Here is a 20,744-nt window from a genome sequence, read left to right as displayed (position 1 = left end):
ATGGCCCTCTTCCGCTTCGCCACCGACCCGCCGACGCGGCCGCTGATCAGGACGCAGAACCTGATCCTGCGCGCCCCGCTCGCCGGCGACTACTCGGCCTGGGCGAGCCTGCGGATGGAGAGCCGCGACTTCCTGACCCCATGGGAGCCTGTCTGGACCGAAGACGACCTGACCCGCGCCTCCTTCCGCCTGCGGGTGAAACGCGCCGCCCGCGAGATCGCGACCGACGAGGCCTATTCGCTGTTCATCCTCGATTCCCGCTCGGAAACCTTGCTCGGCGGGCTTACCCTCGGCCTCGTCCGGCGCGGCGTCGCCCAGGCCTGCACGCTCGGCTACTGGATGGGCCAGCGCCATGCCGGCAAGGGTCACATGACGGAAGCGGTGCACGGCGCGCTCGACTTCGCCTTCTCCGAGCTCGCCTTGCACAGGGTCGAGGCCGCCTGCCTGCCGCACAACGAGCCATCGCGCCGACTGCTGGAGCGCGTCGGCTTCAAGCGCGAGGGTGAGGCACGCGGCTATCTGCGCATCAACGGCGCCTGGGCCGATCACCTGCTCTATGGCATGCTCGCCTCCGAGCTGCGCCGTCGCTCCGAAACTGATCGCAAGCTGTGAACAGCTTGCCTTGCCCTCGCCACGTCCCGCCGATACCACTGGCCATCACGCCTGAAGAGCCCCCCGCAGAGTCCATCTTGTCATCGACGCCCCGCTTCCTCCGGTCCGGCATCGCCGTTTTCGGCCTCCTGATGCTGGTGCTGTTCTCGCTGTTGCGGCCGGCGCTGGCGGTCGAGGCGCAGCGCGTGCCGCTCGACGTGCCGGTGCTCGACCTGACGGATGTGGTCGAGCGCAACAAGGCGGATGGCGACGTCATCCAGATCTCGACCGCGCCGGGTGCCGACGGCATCGTCCGGCGCATCGCCGTCAGGGCGCGCGAGTCCGGGGCGCGTCCGGACTGGATCGTCTTCGCGCTGACCAATGATTCCGACGAGCAGATCGACCGTTTGCTGGTCGCACCCTTCCATCGCCTGATCGGCTCTGGCGTGGTCTGGCCCGATCTCGGCGACCGCCGCATCGAGGCGATCACCGCGAGCCAGGGCCTGCGGCCCGAGCGCGAGGAAGCGCCCGACGCCGACATCTTCCAGATCACGCTCGACCCCGGCACCACCGTCACCTTCGTGGCCGAGCTGAAATCGCCGAACCTGCCGCAGCTCTATCTGTTCGAGCCGGAGGCCTACCGCCAGAAGACCAACGGGCTGACGCTCTACAAGGGCATCATCATCGGCATCGCCGGCCTGCTCGCGCTGTTCCTGACCATCATCTTCGTGGTCAAGGGCGCGGTGATCTTCCCGGCCGCGGCGGCCTTGGCCTGGGCGGTGCTGGCCTATGCCGGTCTCGATTTCGGCTTCTTCCAGCGCATCTTCCCGCTGACTCCGGCGATCGAGCGCATATACCGGGCCGGCGCCGAGGTGGTGCTGGCGGCGACACTGCTCGTCTTCCTGTTCGCCTATCTCAACCTGTCGCGCTGGCATGTGCGCTACAGCCACATCACCATCGTCTGGATCCTCGGTCTCGCCGGCCTGGTCGGCCTTGCCGTGTTCGATGCGCCGATGGCAGCCGGCATCGCCCGCATCTCGATCGCCGCCGTCGCGGCCATCGGCTTCGTGCTGATCCTGCACCTCGCCACCCATGGCTATGAGCGGGCGGTGATGCTGATCCCGACTTGGTTCCTGCTGCTGGTCTGGGTGACGGCCGCCGGCTTCACCGTGGTCGGCCAGGTGACGCGCGACCTCGTGCCGCCGGCGCTGATCGGCGGCCTCGTCCTGATCGTGCTGCTGATCGGCTTCACCGTCGTGCAGCACGCCTTCGCCGGCGGTGCACTGGCGCAGGGACTGGTCTCGGACACCGAGCGGCGGGCGCTGGCGCTCTCCGGCGCCGGCGACCTCGTCTTCGACTGGGACGTCTCCGCCGACAAGATCTTCGTCTCGCCCCAGGCCGAGACGCTGCTCGGCCTGTCGAAGGGCGCGCTCGAAGGCTCGGCCGCACGCTGGCTCGAGCACATGCATGTCGCCGATCGCGACCGCTACCGCGTCTCGCTCGACGCCGTGATCGAGCAGCGCCGCGGCAAGCTGCAGCTCGACTTCCGCCTGCGCGCCGCCAATGGCGCCTATCACTGGTTCAGCCTGAAGGCCCGGCCAGTGATCGGCTCGGATGGCGAGGTGATCCGCGTCATCGGCACGCTCGCCGATGTCACCGAGCAGCGCACGGCGCAGGAGCGCATGCTGCACGACGCCGTGCACGACAACCTGACCGGCCTGCCCAATCGCGAATTGTTCCAGGACCGTCTCTCGGCAGTGTTCGGCTTCAGCCGCGCCGACGACAACATCCGCCCGACCGTGATCGTGATCGACATCGATCGCTTCAAGCAGGTCAACGAATCGGTCGGCTTCTCGGCCGGCGATTCGATCCTGCTGACGCTGGCGCGCCGCCTCGGCCGGCTGCTCAGGACCCAGGACACGCTGGCACGGATCGGCGGCGACATCTTCGCGATGATCCTGGTCTCGGAGAGCGATCCCGAGCGCGTGCTCGCCCTCGCCGAGCTGATCCGCCGCGCCGTCTCGACGCCGATCACCTTCGCCGAGCGCGAGATCGTGCTGACGCCGTCGATCGGGCTCGCGCTCTTCGACGGCACGCCGACGGCGCGCAAGGACGATGCGCTGAAGAATGCCGAGCTCGCCATGGCGCATGCCAAGAACCAGGGCGGCAACCTGGTCGAGGTCTTCGTCCCGGCGATGCGCAGCGACCGCAACGACCGGCTCGCGCTCGAAAGCGATCTGCGCCGGGCGATCGAGCGCGGCGAGATCCAGGTGATGTACCAGCCGATCGTCAGGCTGGAAGACCGGACCATCGCCGGCTTCGAGGCGCTGATGCGCTGGGACCATCCGCGCGAGGGCCGGCTGCTGCCGCAGGACTTCCTCGCCATCGCCGAGGAGAGCGGGCTGATCGTCGATCTCGGCGTCTATGTGATGGACCGGACCGCGCGCGAGCTCGCCGCCTGGCAGGCGGCGCTCGAGGTCGAGCCGCCGATCTTCGCCAGCGTCAACGTTTCCAGCCGCCAGCTGCTGCGCCACGACCTGCTGAAGGACGTCAAGGCGGTGCTGGCGCGCCGGCGCGTGCTGCCGGGCACGCTCAAGCTCGAGATCACCGAGAGCCTGGTGATGGAGAACCCGGAATATGCGGCGCAGATGCTCAGCCGCATCCGCGACCTCGGCGCCGGCCTGTCGCTCGACGATTTCGGCACCGGCTATTCCTCGCTGTCCTATCTGCAGCGCTTCCCCTTCGACACCATCAAGATCGACCAGAGCTTCGTGCGCCAGATGGGCAACGGCAAGCCGCCGGTGATCCTGCGCTCGATCGTCCAGCTCGCTGCCGACCTGCAGATGGACGTGGTCGCCGAAGGCGCCGAGACCGAATCGGATGCGATCGAGCTCTACCAGCTCGGCTGCCAGTACGCGCAGGGCTACACCTTCGGCCAGCCGATGACGGCGGCGGAGGCAAGGCGGCTGGTGGGAGCGTCGAGCTCGTCCTTCGAGGCGGCTTAAAAGAGCCCGTCATTCTCGGGCGAAGCGCAGCGCAGACCCGAGAACCTCGCGACGAGAAGGCGCCAAAAGGAGCCTCTTCCGGCCAGAGATGCTCGGGTCAAGCCCGAGCATGACGCACGTCAAGCGTGCCCGGCATCCTTCGACAGAAAAGCCTGGTCGATGCCGAGCTTGCTGAGCGCGCGGGCATATTTTGTGTCGAGCGCGTCGTCGAAGAGCAGTGCCTCGTCGGCAGCGCAATGCAGCCAGCCATTCGACTGGATCTCGGATTCGAGCTGCCCCGCGCCCCAGCCGGCATAGCCGAGCGCCAGCACCGCGTTCTCCGGCCCAGTGCCGACGGCGATAGCGCGCAGGATGTCGAGCGTCGCGGTCAGGCAGATGCCGTCGTCGATCGGCAGCGTCGCCGATTCCAGGAAGAAATCGGCGCTGTGCAGGACGAAGCCGCGCTTGGTCTCGACCGGCCCGCCGCGCAGCACCTTCATCCTCTCGGCCTGGCTCGGCAGGCGGATCGCCTGATCGGGCGGGATCACGTCGAGCTGGACCAGCAGTTCCGGAAAGCGCGTGTCCGAAGCCGGCTTGTTGACGATGATGCCCATCGCGCCATCCTCGGAATGGGCACAGAGATAGACGACGCTGCGGGCGAAGCGGGGATCACTCATGCCTGGCATGGCGATCAGGCACTGCCCATCCAGATAGCTGCGGCCGCTGATGCGCTGGTTCGACCCTAGATTCATGCTGCCATGCTAGAGCATGTTCGGCAGATGTGGGAGCCATTTTGGCTCGCAGGCGATCCGGGGTATTCAGGTGTAGGCCGACGGCGATCCGGGCTACCGGCCGGGCTTCGCCGCAATGCTGGCGCAAAGCCCGCGATGCTCAGCTGCATGCCGCGACCGGATCACAGCTCCGGTATACGTCTCGCAAATCCCGGCTGGATCGCCTAAATCAGACCACGTGAAAACGGTCACGACCCTTTCCCTGTTCGCGGCGCTGGCAATCGGCGCACCGGCTTCCGCCCAGGAGGCCGCGGTTTCGCCGTGGTCGAAGGCCGCCTATTCGTCCATGCGCCTGATTGCCGGCGCGACCGCCCCGTCAGGCAAGCAGCGCATCGGCGTCGAGATCACGATGTCGCCAGGGTTCAAGACCTATTGGCGCAGCCCCGGCGATGCCGGCGTGCCGCCCGTCTTCGACTGGAGCGGCTCGGAGAATGTCGGCGGGCTCGACGTGCGCTGGCCGATACCCGAGCGCTTCGAGGACGGCGCCGGCTCCGGCATCGGCTATGTCGGCGAGGTGGTGGTGCCGGTCTCGGTCCAGCCCGTCGACCCGACACGGCCAGTGACCGTGGTGCTGAAACTCGACTACGCGGTCTGCGACAAGATCTGCGTTCCGGCCAAGGGCGAAGCGCGCCTCTGGCTCGAACCGGGCGTCACCTCGGTGACCTCGCCGCGGCTGGAGCAGTTCGAGGCGCGGATCCCGCACGCGATCAAGCTGGGGGCGGCCAATGATCGCCTGTCGATCCTCGAGGTCACCCATAGCGACGCCGCGGTGAAGCTCTCACTGAAGGCGCCCGAGGGCGGCTCGATCGACGACGTCTTCGTCGAGGGCGCCGGGATGTGGTCGTTCGGCCGGCCGATGCTGCTGCCGCAGCCGGACGGGACCGTCGCCGCGAAGCTCAAGATCGTCGAGCGTCCCAAGGGCGCGACCGGGCCGACGCCCCTGATCATCACCGTGCGCGGCAAACCGCAGGCGGTGGAGACGCGGCTCGACCTCGACATCGGCAACGCGAAGCCGTAACCCTGCGCTCGAAGCGGCACGCTGCCGCGTGCAGGAGATACGGACATGGCGATCAAGGTCGGTGACAAGCTTCCGCAGGCGACGTTTCGCGTGATGACGGCCGACGGGCCGGCGGCCAAGACCACGGACGACCTGTTCAAGGGCCGCAAGATCGTGCTCTTCGCCGTGCCGGGCGCCTTCACGCCGACCTGCCACAAGAACCATCTGCCGGGCTATGTGAACAAGGCGGCCGAGATCAAGGCCAAAGGCGTCGAGGAGATCTTCGTCACCGGCGTCAACGACGTCTTCGTCATGGATGCCTGGTCGAAGGCGACCGGCGGCGTCGGCGTGATCACCTTCCTCTCCGACGGCAATGCCGACTTTGCCAAGGAGATCGGCCTGTCGATGGACGGCTCGGGCTTTGGCCTCGGCACCCGCTCGCAGCGCTATTCGATGGTGGTCGAGGACGGCGTCGTCACCGCGCTCAATATCGAGGACGCGCCGGGCAAGGCCGACGTCTCCGGCGCCGAGGCGCTGCTGAACCAGCTCTGAGCCCGGCCTCAGTTCCTCTTGCCTGCCAGCCCGCGCCATCTCGGCGCGGGCTTTCGCTTTTCAGCACGAAATCCGATCGATCCGATCTGCGCTTGTCATGAGACAGCGTCTGCGGCCACCGCTAGCCTCCCGACAAAATCGAGGAGACGCTAGGCCCATGTCAGAGATCAGCATCCGCCCGCTCACGGCCAGCGATCGCGCCGCTTGGGAGCCGCTCTGGCAGGGCTACCTCACCTTCTACAAATCGTCGCTGACGCCGGAGACGACCGACACCACCTTCGCGCGATTGACCGGTGGCCAGGAGCCGATGGGCGGCTTCATCGCCGAGCGCGACGGCCGGGCGATCGGCATCGTCAACTACGTGCTGCACCGCACGACCTGGAGCCAGAAAGAGATCTGCTATCTGCAGGATCTCTTCACCAGCCAGGAAGCACGCGGAAGCGGCGTCGGCCGCAAGCTGATCGAGGCCGTCCGCCAGATGGCAGAAAAGCAAGGTCTCTTCCGCGTCTACTGGCAGACGCATGAGAGCAACCTGCAAGCGCAGGAGCTCTACGACAAGGTCGCGCAGAAATCCGGCTTCATCGTCTACCGCCAGCCGCTGGGCTGACCGGCAGGCCGCCCCGCTCACATCGGGATTGCATCGGGACATTGGCGTTCGTGCATGAATGCCAAAGCAAGGCGGCGGATCGCGCCTATATGACGCTCAAGCACGCCCGACGGCACCGGCCGCTCGGGCGTTCTGCTTTGGCGGACAAGCTCCGCACTCTCGGTCGTTCACAGGCGTCACGCGATGAAAAAGATCGGCTTCCTGTCCTTCGGGCACTGGACTCCCTCGCCGCAATCTCAGACCCGCTCGGCAGGCGATACGCTGCTGCAGTCGATCGAGCTTGCCGTCGCGGCCGAGGAACTGGGTGCGGACGGCGCCTATTTCCGGGTGCATCATTTCGCGCGCCAGCTCGCCTCGCCCTTCCCGCTGCTCGCCGCCGTCGGCGCCAGGACCAAGCGCATCGAGATCGGCACCGCCGTCATCGACATGCGCTATGAGAACCCGCTCTACATGGCCGAGGATGCGGGATCGGCCGATCTCATCGCCGGCGGGCGGCTGCAGCTGGGCATCAGCCGCGGCTCGCCGGAGCAGGTGATCGATGGCTGGCGCCATTTCGGCTACCAGCCGGCGGAGGGGCAGAGCGATGCCGACATGGCGCGCCGCCATGCCGAGGTCTTCCTCGACGTGCTGCGCGGCGAGGGCTTCGCGCAACCCAATCCGCGCCCGATGTTCCCCAACCCGCCCGGCCTGCTACGCGTGGAGCCCTATTCCGAGGGCCTGCGCGAGCGCATCTGGTGGGGCGCCTCCTCCGACGCCACCGCCATCTGGGCGGCGAAAGCTGGCATGAACCTGCAGAGCTCGACGCTGAAGACCGACGAAAGCGGCGAGCCCTTCCACATCCAGCAGGCCAGGCAGATCCGCGGCTACAAGCAGGCATGGAAAGAGGCCGGCCACCAGCGCGAGCCGCGCGTCTCGGTCAGCCGCAGCATCTTCGCCTTGATCGACGACCGCGACCGCGCCTATTTCGGCCGCGGCAATGAGAGCGACGATTCGATCGGCTATATCGACGACAGCACGCGCGCCATTTTCGGGCGCAGCTATGCGGCCGAGCCCGACAGGCTGATCGACGAGCTGAAGCGGGACGAGGCCATCGCCGAGGCGGACACGCTGCTATTGACGGTGCCGAACCAGCTCGGCGTCGACTACAACGCCCATGTCATCGAGGCGATCCTGAAGCATGTCGCGCCGGGACTCGGCTGGCGCTGAGGGTACGGGGCTACGGTGCTAGCAACAAGCTGATTGAGGCGGCCCGGCAAATAGAGTCGGCATAGGTGTCCGCGCCTGCCGAACCAAGCAACCCGCGGACGCAGGAACTCTACGAGAAGGTTGTACGAAAATCGCGGTCCATCGCTCTTGATAGCCGCCGGGATGAAACCGGGTGAACTGTCGCGCATGCTTCAACGTGAAGCTATGCGCCCAACCCCCGTATAGACTAACCATCCCGCCGCGAGCTGGCCGATTACGACCAGCCAGGCCGGCGCGTCGAAGTAATTCTCAACATACAGAACGGCGATAATGCCCTGAATTATCAACATGCATACGACTGCAATGAACTTGGCCATCGTGCCGCTCTTTCCTCACCGCCCCGGCTTGAACGGCGCCATCCCTGCCCGCGCCAGCGCGTCGGCGCGCTCGTTCATCTCGTCGCCGGCATGGCCCTTGACCCATTTCCACTCGATCTTGTGCTGCTTCAGCGCGGCGTCGAGGCGCTTCCAGAGCTCCTCGTTCTTGACCGGCTTGCGATCGGCGGTCTTCCAGCCGTTCTTCTTCCAGCCATGGATCCAGCTGGTGATGCCCTGGCGCAGATACTGGCTGTCGGTGTGGAGCGCGACGGTGCACGGCCGGGTCAGCGTCTCCAGCGCCGAGATCGCCCCCATCAGCTCCATGCGGTTGTTGGTGGTCAGCGCCTCGCCGCCCGAGAGCTCGCGCTCCTTGCCCTTATAGGACAGGATCGCGCCCCAGCCGCCAGGCCCGGGATTGCCCGAGCAGGCGCCGTCGGTCCAGACTTCAACCGGTTCGCTCATCGCCTCAGCCCGTATTCGCGTGCGTCGCTGATCCGCTGGTGGAAGACGAGCTTGCGGTCGTATTCGAGCGGATCATGTGGCTTGACCAGCGCGCCCGGCGGCACGTTCAGCCAGTCGACCAGCCGGGTCAGCAGGAAACGCAGCGCCGAGCCGCGGCACAGCGTCGGCAGGGCTGCGACCTCGGCCTCGCCGAGCGGGCGCACGCTCTCATAGCCGGCCAGCATCGCCTGGCCCTTGGTCAGGTTGAACGAGGCATCGGCCTCGAAGCACCAGGAGTTCAGGCAGATGGCGAGGTCGTAGGCATAGGCGTCGGTGCAGGCGAAATAGAAGTCGATCAGCCCCGACAGCTTGTCGCCGATGAAGAAAACATTGTTCGGGAAGAGATCGGCATGGATGACGCCGCCAGGCAGGTCCTTCGGCCACCCCGCCTCGTGCACGGCGATCTCGGCCGCGACGCGACGCGCCAGCCCGGGCGAGACCTTGTCGGCATCGGCGCCGGCCTGCTCGGCGAGCGGGCGCCAGCCCGGCACAGAGAGCGCGTTGACGCGCGTCATCGAAAAGTCCGCGCCGGCCCGATGCAGCAGAGCGAGCGCCCGCCCGACCTCGCCGCAATGGCCGGCGCCGGGGCGACGGACCGAGAGGCCATCGAGGAAGCTGACGATCGCCGCCGGGCGGCCGCAGAGCGTGCCGAGCGCCTGGCCCGACTGGTCGAGCAACGGCACCGGGCAATTCAGCCCGCGCCCGGCGAGATGCTGCATCAGCCCGATGAAGAACGGCAGATCGGCCGGGTTCACCCGCTTCTCGTAGAGGGTGAGGATGTAGAAGCCCTGCCTGGTGTGAACGAGATAGTTCGAGTTCTCGACGCCCTCGGCGATGCCCTTGGCGGAGAGCAGGTCGCCGATGCCGTAGCCGGCCACGAAGGCAGCCATCTCGTCATCGGGCACTTCGGTATAGACGGCCACGCGGAATTCTCAGCTCACTCGGCTGCGGTCGGGGTCGGCTCGCGCAGCTCGCGCGGCAGCGGGAAGAAGACGCTCTCATCGGCGGTCGAAACCGTCTCGACCGTGACCTCGTAGCGCTCGGCGAAGGCGTCGATGATCTCCTCGACCAGCACCTCAGGTGCGCTGGCGCCGGCGGTGATGCCGAGACGGCGGATATCGCCGAAGAGCGACCAGTCGATCTCGTCGGTGCGCAGGACCAGGCGCGAGACCGGGCAGCCGGCGCGCTCGGCAACCTCGCGCAGGCGCTGCGAGTTCGAGGAATTGGGCGAGCCGACCACGATCAGCCCGTCGACCAGCGGCGCGACGCGCTTGACCGCCTCCTGGCGGTTGGTGGTGGCGTAGCAGATGTCTTCCTTGTGCGGGGCGATCAGCGCGGGAAAGCGCGCCTGCAGGGCCTGCACGATCTCGCGGGTATCGTCGACCGAGAGCGTGGTCTGCGTGACAAAAGCGAGCTCCTTGCCCTCGGGCGGAGCGAGCTTTGCGACATCCTCGAGCGTCTCGATCAGCGTGATCGCGCCGTCCGGCAACTGCCCCATCGTGCCGATCACCTCGGGATGGCCGGCATGGCCGACCAGCAGGATGTGCCGGCCGCGCTTGTGATGGACCTCCGCCTCGCGGTGCACCTTGGTGACCAGCGGGCAGGTCGCATCGATGTGGAAGAGATTGCGGGCCTGCGCCTGCGCCGGCACTGATTTCGGCACGCCATGGGCCGAGAAGATCACCGGCCGGGTCGCGTCCGGCACCTCGGAGAGTTCGGCGACGAAGACCGCGCCCTTCCGCTTCAGCGACTCGACCACGTATTTGTTGTGCACGATCTCATGGCGCACGAAGACCGGCGCGCCATGCAGAGCCAGCGCCTTCTCGACGGCGTCGATCGCCCTGACCACACCGGCGCAGAAGCCGCGCGGGGCGCAGAGCAGGATGTCGAGCGGCGGCTTGGCGGTCACTGGGCGCTGGTTCCGAGACGATCGCGCCTTCTTTTCGGTCTGGCGGCGGCGATGTCAAGGAAGCCCGGCGCCGCAGCGCATCGCCGCCCATGCAACAGCCCTCTCGCAGGATACGGCGGCAGGCCTTACATTGCACGCGACCGGCCATCGCCCCCGCGCGGCCCAACTTCGCTTCAGCACGAGTTCCCGCATGGCCGATGCCGTTTCGCATGCCAGCTATCTGCCGCCGATCCTGACCTTCTGCGCGGGGGCGGTGGTGGCGGTGCCGCTGTTCCGCCGCTTCGGCCTGTCGGCCGTTCTCGGCTATCTCGCCGCCGGCGTCGTGATCGGCCCCTCGGCGCTTGCCGTAATCAAGGATCCCGACACGATCCGCAGCACCGCCGAGATCGGCGTCGTGCTGCTGCTCTTCCTGGTCGGGCTCGAATTGCAGCCGGCGCGGCTCTATTCGATGCGCAAGGACATCCTCGGCGCGGGTCTCTCGCAGATGGTGCTGAGCGCGCTGGCGATTGGTGCGGCCGCCTGGCAGTTCGGCGTCGCGGTTGGCGGTGCCATCGCCATTGGGCTCGCACTCGCCTTGTCGGCGACCTCGATCGCCCTGCAGCTCTTGGAGGAACGCGGCGACGGCGCCGAGCCCTATGGCAGGCGCACCTTCTCGATCCTGCTGTTCCAGGACATCTCGATCGCACCGGCACTGGCCTTTCTGCCGCTGCTGGCGACGACCGGCGCTGCCCATGGCGGCGGCTCGACCAAGGCGCTGACGGGCCTGGGGCTGGCCTTGCTCGCCATCGCCGTCGTCGTGCTCGCCGGGCGCTATGCGCTCAATCCCTTCTTCCGCCTGCTGGCCAAGGCCGGCGCCAAGGAGGTGATGACGGCCGCCGCCCTGCTGGTCGTGCTCGGTGCCGCGCTGCTGATGGAGCAGGTCGGACTCTCCATGGCTATGGGCGCTTTCCTCGCCGGCGTGCTGCTGGCGGATTCGCATTTCCGGCACGAGCTCGAGGCCGATATCGAGCCGTTCCGCGGCGTGCTGCTCGGCCTGTTCTTCATGGCGGTCGGCATGTCGATCGACCTGAAGCTCGTCGCCGAGAACGCCTTGCTGCTGGCGCTGGCGGCGCCGCTGCTGGTGCTGTTCAAGATCGCGGCGGCGGCGGCGATCCTGCGCGCCTCCTGTTCCTCGACGAGCGAGGCGATCCGGGCCGGCGCCCTGCTCTCGCCCGCCGGCGAATTCGCCTTTGTGCTGCTGCCGCTCGCCGCCTCGCTCGGCCTGCTCGACGAGAAGCAGGGCGCGCTGGCGACCGCGATCGCCGCGCTCAGCATGCTGATCGGCCCGATCGCCGCCAAGCTGATCGATATCTGGCTCGCTGCCAATGCGCCGCCGCCCGAGGAGATCGAGGAGACCTTCGACGGCGTCGCGCCCTCGGTCCTGGTGATCGGCTTCGGCCGCTTCGGCCAGGTGGTGACGCAGGCGCTGCTGCTGCAGCATCTCGACGTCACCATCATCGATTCCGACATCGAGCGGATCCGCTCGGCCGCCAAGTTCGGCTTCAAGATCTATTATGGCGACGGCACGCGGCTCGACGTGCTGCGCGCCGCCGGCGCCGGCAAGGCCAAGGTGATCTGCCTGTGCCTCGACGACCGGCAGGCGGCGCTGCGCATCGTCGAGATGGCCAAGGTCGAATTCCCGGCCGCGCGCATCCACGCCCGCGCCTATGACCGCGTCCACGCCATGGACCTGATGCGGGCCGATGTCGACTACCAGATGCGCGAGACCTTCGAATCGGCGCTCGGCTTCGGCCGGGTGACGCTGGAGGCGCTCGGCCTGAGCTATGAGGAAGCGAGCTTCGTGATCGAGCATGTGCGCGACCGCGACGCGCAGCGCATGGAGATCCAGTTCAGCGAAGGCATCGCCGCCGGCCTCGACAAGGTGCCGCGCGTCACACCCGAGCCGCTGGTCGCGCCCAAGGGCAAGTCGAAGGCGCTTACCAAGGAGACGCAGGACGTCATCGAGGATGGCGGCGCCGAAGTCGCGGTCGGCGGCGTCGGGGAGCCGGCCGAGTGAACGCACCGCAAAAGCCACAGCAGGCCGTCTTCGTCAGCGGCTCGACGCTGCGCCATGTCGCGGTGATGACGGCGACCGCCTCGGTCGGCCTGATCGCGATCTTCGTCGTCGACTTCCTGTCGCTGCTCTACGTCTCGCGCCTCGGCCGGCCCGAGGCGACGGCCGGCGTCGGCTACGCGACGATCGTGCTCTACCTGATGATCTCCTTCAATGTCGGGCTGATGATCGCGGTGACCGCGCTGACGGCGCGGGCGCTCGGTGCCGGCGACCGCGAGGGCGCACGCCGCATGGCGGGCTCGACACTCATCGTGATGGCCGTCGCCGGGCTGGCGCTCAGCTTCGTCATGCTGCCGCTCCTGCCCTGGCTGCTGCCCAAGCTCGGCGCGCACGGCGAATCGCTTTCCGTCGCGACCTCGTTCCTGTGGATCACCCTGCCCTCGAACGTGCTGATGGCGCTCGGCATGGGCCTGTCCGGCGTCCTGCGCGCGGTCGGAGACGCCAAGCGGGCGATGTATGTCACTTTGGCCGGCGGCATCGTCACGGCGGCGCTTGATCCACTCCTGATCTTCGGCCTCGGCCTCGGCGCCGACGGCGCCGCCTGGGCGACCGTGTTCTCGCGCATCGTCTTCCTGGGGGTCGGCCTCCAGGGCGCTCTTCGCGTGCACCGGATGATCGCGCGCCCGAGCTTCGCCGCGCTGCGCCGTGACATCCGGCCGACCTTCGCGATCGCGGCCCCAGCGATCCTGACCAATCTCGCCAATCCGATCGCCAATGCCTGCTTCTTCGGCATCATCGCCCGCTTCGGCGACCAGGTCATCGCGGCGAGTGCGATCATCGACCGGCTGGTCCCGGTCGCCTTCGGCGTGCTGTTCGCGCTGTCCGGCGCTGTCGGACCGATCCTGGCGCAGAACTGGGGCGCGCAGCGCTATGACCGGATGCGCCGGGCATTGACCGATTCCGTCGCCTTCGCCGCCGCCTATGTCGCTGTCGCCGGCCTGCTGCTGGCGCTGCTGCGCCACCAGATCAGCGCCCTGTTCGGCGCGAGCGGCGAGACCGCCGAGCTCGTCGCCTTCTTCGGGCTGATCGCCGGGCCGATGTGGCTCTTCGTCGGCGCCCTCTTCGTCGCCAATGCCGCGTTCAACAATCTCGGCATGCCGTTCTACTCGACCCTGTTCAGCTGGGGCCGCGCCACGCTCGGCACGGTGCCGCTCGCCTGGCTCGGGGCGCAATATGCCGGCCCAAAAGGCGCGCTCGCCGGTGCGGCGCTGGGGGCGGTGCTGTTCGGGATCGCGGCCCTCGTCACCGCCTATCGCGGCATCAGCCGGCTCGAAGGTGCGGCGCAGGTTGCCGCCAGGCCGTCGCTTGCCTGACGGCGGGCGGCTGCTATCGTCAATCTCCTGAGATGGCGGGCTTGTCCCGCAAAGGGGAGACCGCGCCATGATGAACCTGTTCGAGATGATGCAGTCGGCCCAGAACGGCCAGGCCATGCAGAACCTGGCGCGGCAATACGGGCTCTCGATGCAGCAGACGCAGGCTGCGCTTGACGCGCTGCTGCCGGCCTTCTCGATGGGTCTGCAGCGCCAGACCCAGAACCCCTACGCCTTCGGCAACCTCGCCCAGATGATGACGGCGACGCCCTTCGGCCAGATGTACGACAGCGACGGCGACGGCATCCCCGACCGGGCGATGCCGCTCGGCCAGGACGTGATGAGCCAGCTCTTCGGCTCGAAGGAGGTCGCCAACGCCGTTGCGGCGCAGGCGGCCGCGACCAGCGGCGTCGGCCAGGCGATCCTGAAGCAGATGCTGCCGGTGATCGCCTCGATCGTGATGGGCGGGCTGTTCAAGTCGGTGAACAATCAGGGCCTCGGCGGCATTCTCGGGCAGTTCGCCGAGATGATGCGCGGCCAGATGCCGGGCATGCAGCCCCAGGCCCCGCAGGCGAATGCTCCCGCCAATCCCTGGGAGCAGATCCTCGGCGGCATGTTCGGCGGGCAGAGGCCGCAGGCCGGCCAGGCGCAAGGCGGCGGCCCCTTCGGCGGCGCCATGCCCGGCATGCCCGCCGACATGGGCAACATCTTCGGCCAGATCCTCGGCGGCATGTTCGGCGGCGCGCAGGGGCAAGCCGCTGAGAACAGCCCCAAGCCCGCGCCGCAATCGCGCCGTCCTGCGCCCGAGCCCGAGCCGGACGAGACGCCGCCATCCAGCGAGACCGGGCCGGGCTCGATCGGGCTCGACGCCCTCAACCAGATGTTCGAGCATGGTCGCCAGATGCAGGCGGGCCAGCAGGACGCGCTACGCTCGATCTTCGAGACGATGCTCGGTGGCGGACAGCGCAAGGCCTGAGCGATAAACGAACGGCGGCCATCAGGCCGCCATTCATCAATCCTGGTGATGTGATCCAATTCAGGCGCGCAGGCGCTCATCCCACTCATACTGGTCCGCGACCTCGGCATGAGCGTGCGGCGCGACCGCCTGCTCTTCCGTGCGGAAGCTCGCGACCAATTCGTTGAGGCGCCTGATCTGACCGCTGAGCGAGCCGGCCGACGCCGCGCTCTGTTCGGCGAGCGCCGCGTTCTGCTGGGTCATCTCGTCCATATGGGCGACGGTCTGGCTCATCTCGTCGATGCCGTTGGCCTGCTCGGCGGCCGCGGCCGAGATATCGGAGACTGTGGCCGAGACCTTCTTCGAGGCCTCGACGATCCGGCTCAGCGCCTCGCCGGCGGCCCGGACCAGCCCGACGCCCTGCTCGACCTCGACGCCCGACTCACCGATCAGCCCCTTGATGTCCTTGGCGGCGTCGGCCGAGCGTTGCGCCAAGGTCCGAACCTCGCTGGCGACCACCGCAAAGCCCTTGCCGGCATCGCCGGCCCGGGCCGCTTCGACGGCGGCGTTCAGCGCAAGCAGGTTGGTCTGGAAAGCGATCTCGTCGATCACTGAGGTGATGTCCGAGATCTTGCGGGAGGTCTGCTCGATCCGCGCCATGGCGTCGACCGCCTGGCTGGCGACGGCCCCGCCATTGACGGCCACCTCGGTCGCCTCGTTGGCGAGCTGGACGGCCTGGCGCGAAGCCTGGGCGGAAGCCTTGACCGAGGCAGCGAGCTGCTCGGTGGTGGCGGCGGTCTCCTCGAGCGAGGACGCCTGTTCCTCGGTGCGCTTCGACAGGTCGTCGGCGCCGGAATTGATCTCGCGCGCGGCATTGCCGACATCGACCGACGTCGCCTGGATGGTCGCGATCGTCTCCGCCAGATGGCCGACGGCGCTGTTGAAATCCTGCTTCAGCGCGGCGTAGTCGGCGGCGACTTCGTCCTCGACGCGGGCGCTGAGATCGCCCTGTGAGAGCCGGGTCAGGCCCTCGGCCAGGGCCCTGACCACGACAGCCTGCTCGGCCGCAAGGCGCTGCTGCACAGCTGCGGCGCTGGTGCGCTCGGCCTCCGCTGCAAGGCGCTGGCGCTCGGCTGCAGTTCGATTGACCTCGGTCTCGCTTTCGAGGCGCTGGACGGCGAGCCCGTTCTCCCTGAACACCTGGACGGCGCGGGCCATCTCGCCGATCTCGTCCTTGCGATCCTGGCCTTCGGCCTCGGCGGAATAATCGCCCTTGGCGATCTGACCCATGCGGAGCTTCAGCCGCTCCAGCGGACGCGTGATGGCCGCGCCGGTCAGAAGCGCGCCGCCGATCAGGCCGAGCAAGGCGCCGGCGATGCTGAGGCCGATCGCCACCATGGTGACGCGGCGTGCATCGGCCGCCAGTACATCCGAGGTCGCTTCCGTATCCTTCCTGATCTCGTCGTTGACCTTGGCTGCGGCGCCGGCGATCTCGCTGATCGTCTTGTCGAGCTGCGACATGATCGAGAGCGCCGGCAGGTCCTCGTCGCGAGCGGCCTGGGCGATGATCTGGTCGATATCGGACTTGGTCGCCTGCAGGCGGCGGCTCAGTTCATCGAAGCTCTCGGCCCGCTGCGGGAAGCTGATCTTCGCCTCGACCAGCGCCTGGAGCGAGGCCGCATAGGCGGTCTTCACTTTCTCGATGCTGGTCGTGTTCTGCTTCATGAACTCGGGATAGGCGATCGCCTGGTAGAGATTGCCGACGATCTCGGTCATGCCGCTGGCGGCGCGGGCCGAATCGAGGATGGCGGCGGCACGCTGCGAAACCAGATCGCCATAAGTCTTCTCGATCTTGCCGAACTCTAACGCGCCATAGACGGCCGAGCCGATGCCGATCGCTCCCATGACGAGCATCGGAATGGCGATCTTGGTCCTGATCCTCAGGTCGTGAAGGCGAAAGCGACGCATGGAAAACCCCGGGACGGCGGATCGGGGCGCCGGAATCGGCGCAATGCGGCGCAAATGTGTCCGAATTTGCTGAATGAAGCGTTACGTCGCGCGCGCGCCGATTAACCATCGCGGGGCGGTTGCATTCCCGGCACGAAAAAGGGCGGCAGCCGAAGCCACCGCCCGCAGAGACGCGTCACGCCAAGGGGTCAGGCGTTGCACGCGATCTTGATCTCCTTCGCGCCGGGGCGCGTTCCGGCCTGGATCACCACGGGACGTCGAACCCCGGCCTCTCGCCGGTGCGCGGCGGCGGACTGCTGTTGGTCGGAGCGGGCCTGCAGCACGCTCGACGGGTCACTCAGCCAGGAGACGGCGAGCGCGCCGTCGATATCGGAGCGGACGAGGCCGATATCCTTCAGCCCGCGCTCGTCGAGCTCGCTGAGACGCATCACCTCGCGGCGGTGCAGGAAAGCGCGCACCAGATTTTTCGAGCCCGTGACCGAATGGGCGGCAGCACGCGCCGCGCCGCCGGAAACGGCAGACAAGGTCTTCGTGACGAAGGTCATGACCAGCATGACAGCCTCCTCGGGTTGGACGATCGATACTCCTCCCAGGCCGCGACATCGGCCGGCAGGAGCGGGAGAATGTCCAAAGGATAACTCTGCGCTGGTCATCAGCCAAACGAATGGTTATGATGTTTAACACAACCGATCTTGATGAACCTCTGGGAGGAGGCTGGCATGGCCCATGTGCTCGACGCCGATCAGCTCAAGACCTTCGTCGCCATCGCCGACACCGGCTCCTTCACCCGCGCCGCCGAGATCGTCTTCAAGACGCAATCGGCCGTTTCGATGCAGATGAAGCGGCTGGAGGAGCGGATCGGCCGGCCGCTGTTCGGCCGCGACGGGCGCCACGCCAAGCTGACTGAGGACGGCGAACGCCTGCTCGACTATGCCCGCCGCATCGTCCGGCTCAACCTCGAATGCGTCGCGAGCTTCACCGAGGCCGATCTCAAGGGCCGCATCCGCCTCGGCGTTCCCGATGACTATGCCGATCGTTACCTGCCGGAGATCCTGGCGCGCTTCGCCCATTCGAATCCGCGCACGGAGGTCACCGTGGTTTGCGAGCCGACGCCGATGCTGGCCGAGCGGATCGGCAGCGGCGACATCGACCTTGCGATCATCACCCATGTCGAGGGCCGCGGTCAGGGCGAGATCATCCGGATCGAGCCGCTGCTCTGGGTGACCTCGGCGCGCCATTGCGTGCATGACGAGGACCCGCTGCCGCTGGCGCTCGGCCGGCCGACCTGCAACTGGCGCCAGGCAGCGGTCGAGGCGCTGGAGAGCAAGGGCCGGCGCTTCCGCGTGCTTTATGCCAGCTGGAACTCGACCGCGGTCGGCGCGGCGGTGGTCGCGGGCCTCGCCATCTCGGTGCTGCCGGAGAGCGCGGTCCGGCCGGGCATGCGCATTCTCGGGCCGGCGGAAGGCTTCTCGACCCTGCCCTCCTGCAAGATCGGCCTGCTGCGGACGCGGCACGACCCGTCGATTCTGTCCAACGCACTCGCCGAGCACATCATCCAGAGCCTGGACAACCTGCAGAGCTTCAAGGTGGCGGCGGAATAGGCCGATCCGACCTCAAGCCCCCGGGCGGCTGCTCAGGTTGATGCTGTAGGCGCGGAAGCTCTTGGTGCTGAAGCCCCAGTCGTCGGCAAGGCCGAGGATGATCGGCCGGTGGGTGTAGGTGGCGAGAACCGCGACGCCCTTGTCGCCGTTGGCCAGCATGGCCAGCGCCTTCGTGTTCATATCGGCGGGCAGCTCGGTCATCGTGCCCTCCATCCGGTCGATCTTGTCGCTTATCCTCTCGAAAGCCGCGACGCTGATCTGCATCGTCGGGAATTGCGGCGCGATGTTCGCGCGCCGATCGTTGACCGACCGGATCACCAGTTCGCGACAGGTCAGGTCGGGGCACGCTGCCAGGACCTGCGCGACCTCGGCAGTCAACCGGTTGAGGTCGCGATGGATGGTGATCGCCTGCGTGACGTCGACGGCTCCGGAGAGCATGGCGAACATGCCGGTCGCGATCAGGGCGAACTCGATGGCGGCCACGCCGCTCTCGTCGCGGGCGAAGCTACGCCGCTGCTTGGCGCCGACATGCTTCGATGTGCAGCTCATTGCAGCCTCGCATAGAGCGCCGAAGCGCGGACCTGCAATGCCGGGAGACCAGGCACGAAGGTCACGACCGGTGCCCGCGCCCGGATCAGCATCGGCGTCCGGACCGCAGCGGCGGCGAAGACCGTGCCGGAGATCGGCTGCGCCGTCGTCGGATAACTCGCCAGCGGTTGGGTTTCGACCAGCAGATTGGTTGCGCAATTGTCGAGCGCGATCATGCGCGCACAGATCTGCGTGACCACCTGGGTGCGGTTCCCAGCATAGGCCGCGGCCGTCCTTCCGGTAGCCGCGTCCGAGACGGCGTCGTGGAGATACATCTGCGCCAAGAAGACCAGTGCGAACTGAATCAGGCCCAGGAAGAGCGTGATGAACGCAAGACCGATGAAGGCGAACTCGACGGCGGTCGAGCCCGCCACGTCGCGGCGGAACCTGCCCAGTCTCGCGGCGAACCGCTTCAGAACCAGTCGTGGCGCCCGGTATCGCAACACGTCAGCGCTCCGTCACGGACACTTGCCGCTGCAGAAGCGGATATAGTCGATCAGGCCGCCATAGGTGTCCTCGCGTCCCGCAGCCCGGAAGTAGATGCGATAGGTGCCGCTGGCGGTGACCTTGAGGGGAATGATGCGCTGCGTCCATTTGTCGGCGTGAACACAGACATCGACCATCGCCGTCGTCGGCGGAGTGTTGGTGTTGCCATAGGGCTTTTTCTCGAAGAAGGCTTCGATCCGATTGGTCTGGCCTTCCCAGGTCGCCCAGTCGACGACCTTGTACCAGTTGGTCGCCCAGGCGCCGAAGCTGGTCGTCCAGTTCGGATTGGTGTTGTTCTCGGGATATCTCCCGACGCAGATCGCCTTGCCGGCATAATTCGCAGCCGTGTTGCGAACGCGTGAGATGTACCAGTAGTTCAGCTCGTAATCGCCTGCTGTGAGGGTGAATTCCCGCCACATGTTCGAGTTGGTGCTGCAGCCCGACGTATAGCAGTGCGAATCGAGCTCGGCGAAGAAGTTGCCGAAGCGCATGTCGTTGGCGGCAAGCTCGGGGATGCCGTTGATCTCGATACCGCCCTTACCGGTCTGGGTCACCCACCCGTTCCAGTTGTTGAGCACGGTCCAGCTGTTCGAGGCGACGTTGTGGCCGGTCTCGAAGGATTCGGTGAACAGAACCTTGCCGGCGGGCGCCGCAGTCGCGGTGCAGTTGCGCGTCACGTTCAGCGAAACCGTGTTGTAGCCCAGGATGCCACCGAAGACATTGGCGCTCGTGCCAGAGGCCTGGATGGTGATGACATCGTTGGCGATCGTGCTCGAGACCGAGACGCCGGCCACACCACGCAGCTGGAGATCGGTGATCTTCTTGTTGGCGATGGTGTTGACGACCGAGCTGTAGTTCTTGTTCGGGTCGGCGCCGGACTGGCGCTTCTGATAGCCGACTTCCTGGGCCGCGTGCTGGCAACCGAGTTCAACCGCGCTGGCGATGCTCTGCCGTCGCGATGCCGCCTGGCTGAGATCGATGCCGCCGCCGACCGCCAGCGCGACCGCCGGCACGGCGAGGCCGAACATCAAGGCGCTGACGCCGCGGGTATCCTTCAGGAAGGCACGGAACAGGCCGAACATCGGAAAGCCTCGTGAAGGGTGCAGGCGAGCAGCGGGACGATTGCGCGGACGCTAGGCGCGAGGCGATTGAGAAAACCTTTCCAAAACCTGTGAATGTCTCTGGTATCGCTAGGAAAACCCGCGATCGGCGCGGTCTTCGGGCGATAT

Annotated in this window: 20 protein-coding genes; 10 read left to right on the top strand and 10 right to left on the bottom strand. The window is 67.2% G+C overall.

Going from position 1 to position 20,744, the window contains the following annotated elements:
- Complete coding sequence (locus AC07O0_RS02300) at window positions 1-612, top strand: GNAT family N-acetyltransferase (protein WP_494619681.1); 612 nt, start codon at window positions 1-3, stop codon at window positions 610-612.
- A 131-nt stretch (window positions 613-743) separates the two neighbouring features.
- Window positions 744-3,596: an EAL domain-containing protein gene (locus AC07O0_RS02295; protein ID WP_494620642.1), complete on the top strand. Its 2,853-nt coding sequence runs from the start codon at window positions 744-746 to the stop codon at window positions 3,594-3,596.
- A 119-nt stretch (window positions 3,597-3,715) separates the two neighbouring features.
- Here AC07O0_RS02295 and AC07O0_RS02290 read toward each other — a convergent pair whose 3' ends face one another.
- Window positions 3,716-4,327 carry a YqgE/AlgH family protein gene (locus AC07O0_RS02290; RefSeq protein WP_494619680.1) on the bottom strand — a complete coding sequence of 204 codons (612 nt, stop codon included), beginning with the start codon at window positions 4,325-4,327 and terminating at the stop codon, window positions 3,716-3,718.
- Window positions 4,328-4,544: 217 nt separating this feature from the next.
- On the opposite strand from AC07O0_RS02290, the gene AC07O0_RS02285 reads away from it, so the two are divergent.
- The 4 genes from AC07O0_RS02285 (at window position 4,545) to AC07O0_RS02270 (ending at window position 7,728) form a co-directional block, all read left to right on the top strand.
- Window positions 4,545-5,384, top strand: a complete 840-nt coding sequence (locus AC07O0_RS02285) for a protein-disulfide reductase DsbD domain-containing protein (RefSeq protein WP_494619679.1) — start codon at window positions 4,545-4,547, stop codon at window positions 5,382-5,384.
- A gap of 45 nt (window positions 5,385-5,429) precedes the next feature.
- Window positions 5,430-5,915, top strand: coding sequence for a peroxiredoxin (locus AC07O0_RS02280; protein ID WP_454026407.1), 486 nt, complete (start codon window positions 5,430-5,432; stop codon window positions 5,913-5,915).
- 157 nt (window positions 5,916-6,072) lie between these two features.
- Window positions 6,073-6,522 (top strand): GNAT family N-acetyltransferase, encoded by a 450-nt coding sequence (locus AC07O0_RS02275; protein ID WP_494619677.1) that lies wholly within the window; start codon window positions 6,073-6,075, stop codon window positions 6,520-6,522.
- A 183-nt stretch (window positions 6,523-6,705) separates the two neighbouring features.
- Entirely contained in the window at window positions 6,706-7,728 is a 1,023-nt protein-coding gene (locus AC07O0_RS02270) for an LLM class flavin-dependent oxidoreductase (RefSeq protein ID WP_494619676.1), read from the top strand.
- A 191-nt stretch (window positions 7,729-7,919) separates the two neighbouring features.
- Here the strand turns inward: AC07O0_RS02270 and AC07O0_RS02265 are convergent, their stop codons facing one another.
- The 4 genes from AC07O0_RS02265 to ispH are packed head-to-tail and all read right to left on the bottom strand — an operon-like array spanning window position 7,920 to window position 10,494.
- Window positions 7,920-8,084, bottom strand: a complete 165-nt coding sequence (locus AC07O0_RS02265; RefSeq protein WP_494619675.1) for a hypothetical protein — start codon at window positions 8,082-8,084, stop codon at window positions 7,920-7,922.
- A gap of 15 nt (window positions 8,085-8,099) precedes the next feature.
- On the bottom strand, window positions 8,100-8,546 hold the full coding sequence (rnhA, locus tag AC07O0_RS02260) for a ribonuclease HI (protein WP_454026411.1): 447 nt from the start codon (window positions 8,544-8,546) through the stop codon (window positions 8,100-8,102).
- Window positions 8,543-9,508 carry a homoserine kinase gene (locus AC07O0_RS02255; protein ID WP_494619673.1) on the bottom strand — a complete coding sequence of 322 codons (966 nt, stop codon included), beginning with the start codon at window positions 9,506-9,508 and terminating at the stop codon, window positions 8,543-8,545. Before AC07O0_RS02255 ends, rnhA begins: the two co-directional genes overlap by 4 nt.
- 14 nt (window positions 9,509-9,522) lie before the next feature.
- The gene (gene ispH, locus AC07O0_RS02250; protein ID WP_494619672.1) at window positions 9,523-10,494 is read right to left on the bottom strand and encodes a 4-hydroxy-3-methylbut-2-enyl diphosphate reductase; all 972 of its coding nucleotides are present in this window, start codon (window positions 10,492-10,494) and stop codon (window positions 9,523-9,525) included.
- Between the two features lie 190 nt (window positions 10,495-10,684).
- On the opposite strand from ispH, the gene AC07O0_RS02245 reads away from it, so the two are divergent.
- The 3 genes from AC07O0_RS02245 to AC07O0_RS02235 all read left to right on the top strand — a co-directional run bounded on the left by AC07O0_RS02245 (window position 10,685) and on the right by AC07O0_RS02235 (window position 14,893).
- Window positions 10,685-12,550, top strand: coding sequence for a monovalent cation:proton antiporter-2 (CPA2) family protein (locus AC07O0_RS02245; protein WP_494619671.1), 1,866 nt, complete (start codon window positions 10,685-10,687; stop codon window positions 12,548-12,550).
- Window positions 12,547-13,920, top strand: a complete 1,374-nt coding sequence (locus AC07O0_RS02240) for an MATE family efflux transporter (protein WP_494619670.1) — start codon at window positions 12,547-12,549, stop codon at window positions 13,918-13,920. Before AC07O0_RS02245 ends, AC07O0_RS02240 begins: the two co-directional genes overlap by 4 nt.
- Before the next feature lie 67 nt (window positions 13,921-13,987).
- Window positions 13,988-14,893, top strand: coding sequence for a DUF937 domain-containing protein (locus AC07O0_RS02235; protein WP_494619668.1), 906 nt, complete (start codon window positions 13,988-13,990; stop codon window positions 14,891-14,893).
- 60 nt (window positions 14,894-14,953) lie between these two features.
- On the opposite strand, the gene AC07O0_RS02230 is transcribed toward AC07O0_RS02235, so the two are convergent.
- Window positions 14,954-16,840: a methyl-accepting chemotaxis protein gene (locus AC07O0_RS02230; RefSeq protein ID WP_494619666.1), complete on the bottom strand. Its 1,887-nt coding sequence runs from the start codon at window positions 16,838-16,840 to the stop codon at window positions 14,954-14,956.
- Between the two features lie 188 nt (window positions 16,841-17,028).
- The gene (locus AC07O0_RS02225) at window positions 17,029-17,394 is read right to left on the bottom strand and encodes a DUF1127 domain-containing protein (protein WP_494619664.1); all 366 of its coding nucleotides are present in this window, start codon (window positions 17,392-17,394) and stop codon (window positions 17,029-17,031) included.
- A gap of 165 nt (window positions 17,395-17,559) precedes the next feature.
- On the opposite strand from AC07O0_RS02225, the gene AC07O0_RS02220 reads away from it, so the two are divergent.
- The gene (locus AC07O0_RS02220) at window positions 17,560-18,441 is read left to right on the top strand and encodes a LysR substrate-binding domain-containing protein (RefSeq protein ID WP_454026419.1); all 882 of its coding nucleotides are present in this window, start codon (window positions 17,560-17,562) and stop codon (window positions 18,439-18,441) included.
- A 12-nt stretch (window positions 18,442-18,453) separates the two neighbouring features.
- Here the strand turns inward: AC07O0_RS02220 and AC07O0_RS02215 are convergent, their stop codons facing one another.
- The 3 genes from AC07O0_RS02215 to AC07O0_RS02205 form a co-directional block, all read right to left on the bottom strand.
- Window positions 18,454-18,990 (bottom strand): TadE/TadG family type IV pilus assembly protein, encoded by a 537-nt coding sequence (locus AC07O0_RS02215; RefSeq protein WP_494619662.1) that lies wholly within the window; start codon window positions 18,988-18,990, stop codon window positions 18,454-18,456.
- On the bottom strand, window positions 18,987-19,403 hold the full coding sequence (locus tag AC07O0_RS02210; protein WP_494619661.1) for a TadE family protein: 417 nt from the start codon (window positions 19,401-19,403) through the stop codon (window positions 18,987-18,989). The genes AC07O0_RS02215 and AC07O0_RS02210 overlap by 4 nt, the downstream gene beginning before the upstream one ends.
- Window positions 19,404-19,487: 84 nt before the next feature.
- A complete protein-coding gene (locus AC07O0_RS02205; protein WP_494619659.1) occupies window positions 19,488-20,597 on the bottom strand; it encodes a TadE/TadG family type IV pilus assembly protein in 1,110 nt (369 codons plus the stop codon).
- Window positions 20,598-20,744 lie beyond the last annotated feature (147 nt).

It is taken from the genome of Allobosea sp. GW821-FHT10B12 (assembly GCF_059415545.1).
Note: the sequence above shows the minus strand (reverse complement) of the source record. Positions and strands in the feature narration are given on the sequence as shown.

What these genes read in the sequence shown, in the direction of transcription:
- AC07O0_RS02215 (WP_494619662.1), bottom strand. Translation starts at nt 18,990, where the DNA reads ATGAGCTGCACATCGAAGCATGTCGGCGCCAAGCAGCGGCGTAGCTTC.
- AC07O0_RS02300 (WP_494619681.1), top strand. Translation starts at nt 1, where the DNA reads ATGGCCCTCTTCCGCTTCGCCACCGACCCGCCGACGCGGCCGCTGATC.
- AC07O0_RS02225 (WP_494619664.1), bottom strand. Translation starts at nt 17,394, where the DNA reads ATGCTGGTCATGACCTTCGTCACGAAGACCTTGTCTGCCGTTTCCGGC.
- AC07O0_RS02235 (WP_494619668.1), top strand. Translation starts at nt 13,988, where the DNA reads ATGATGAACCTGTTCGAGATGATGCAGTCGGCCCAGAACGGCCAGGCC.
- AC07O0_RS02205 (WP_494619659.1), bottom strand. Translation starts at nt 20,597, where the DNA reads ATGTTCGGCCTGTTCCGTGCCTTCCTGAAGGATACCCGCGGCGTCAGC.
- AC07O0_RS02265 (WP_494619675.1), bottom strand. Translation starts at nt 8,084, where the DNA reads ATGGCCAAGTTCATTGCAGTCGTATGCATGTTGATAATTCAGGGCATT.
- rnhA (WP_454026411.1), bottom strand. Translation starts at nt 8,546, where the DNA reads ATGAGCGAACCGGTTGAAGTCTGGACCGACGGCGCCTGCTCGGGCAAT.
- AC07O0_RS02290 (WP_494619680.1), bottom strand. Translation starts at nt 4,327, where the DNA reads ATGAATCTAGGGTCGAACCAGCGCATCAGCGGCCGCAGCTATCTGGAT.
- AC07O0_RS02230 (WP_494619666.1), bottom strand. Translation starts at nt 16,840, where the DNA reads ATGCGTCGCTTTCGCCTTCACGACCTGAGGATCAGGACCAAGATCGCC.
- AC07O0_RS02245 (WP_494619671.1), top strand. Translation starts at nt 10,685, where the DNA reads ATGGCCGATGCCGTTTCGCATGCCAGCTATCTGCCGCCGATCCTGACC.
- AC07O0_RS02295 (WP_494620642.1), top strand. Translation starts at nt 744, where the DNA reads ATGCTGGTGCTGTTCTCGCTGTTGCGGCCGGCGCTGGCGGTCGAGGCG.
- AC07O0_RS02280 (WP_454026407.1), top strand. Translation starts at nt 5,430, where the DNA reads ATGGCGATCAAGGTCGGTGACAAGCTTCCGCAGGCGACGTTTCGCGTG.
- AC07O0_RS02220 (WP_454026419.1), top strand. Translation starts at nt 17,560, where the DNA reads ATGGCCCATGTGCTCGACGCCGATCAGCTCAAGACCTTCGTCGCCATC.
- AC07O0_RS02275 (WP_494619677.1), top strand. Translation starts at nt 6,073, where the DNA reads ATGTCAGAGATCAGCATCCGCCCGCTCACGGCCAGCGATCGCGCCGCT.
- AC07O0_RS02270 (WP_494619676.1), top strand. Translation starts at nt 6,706, where the DNA reads ATGAAAAAGATCGGCTTCCTGTCCTTCGGGCACTGGACTCCCTCGCCG.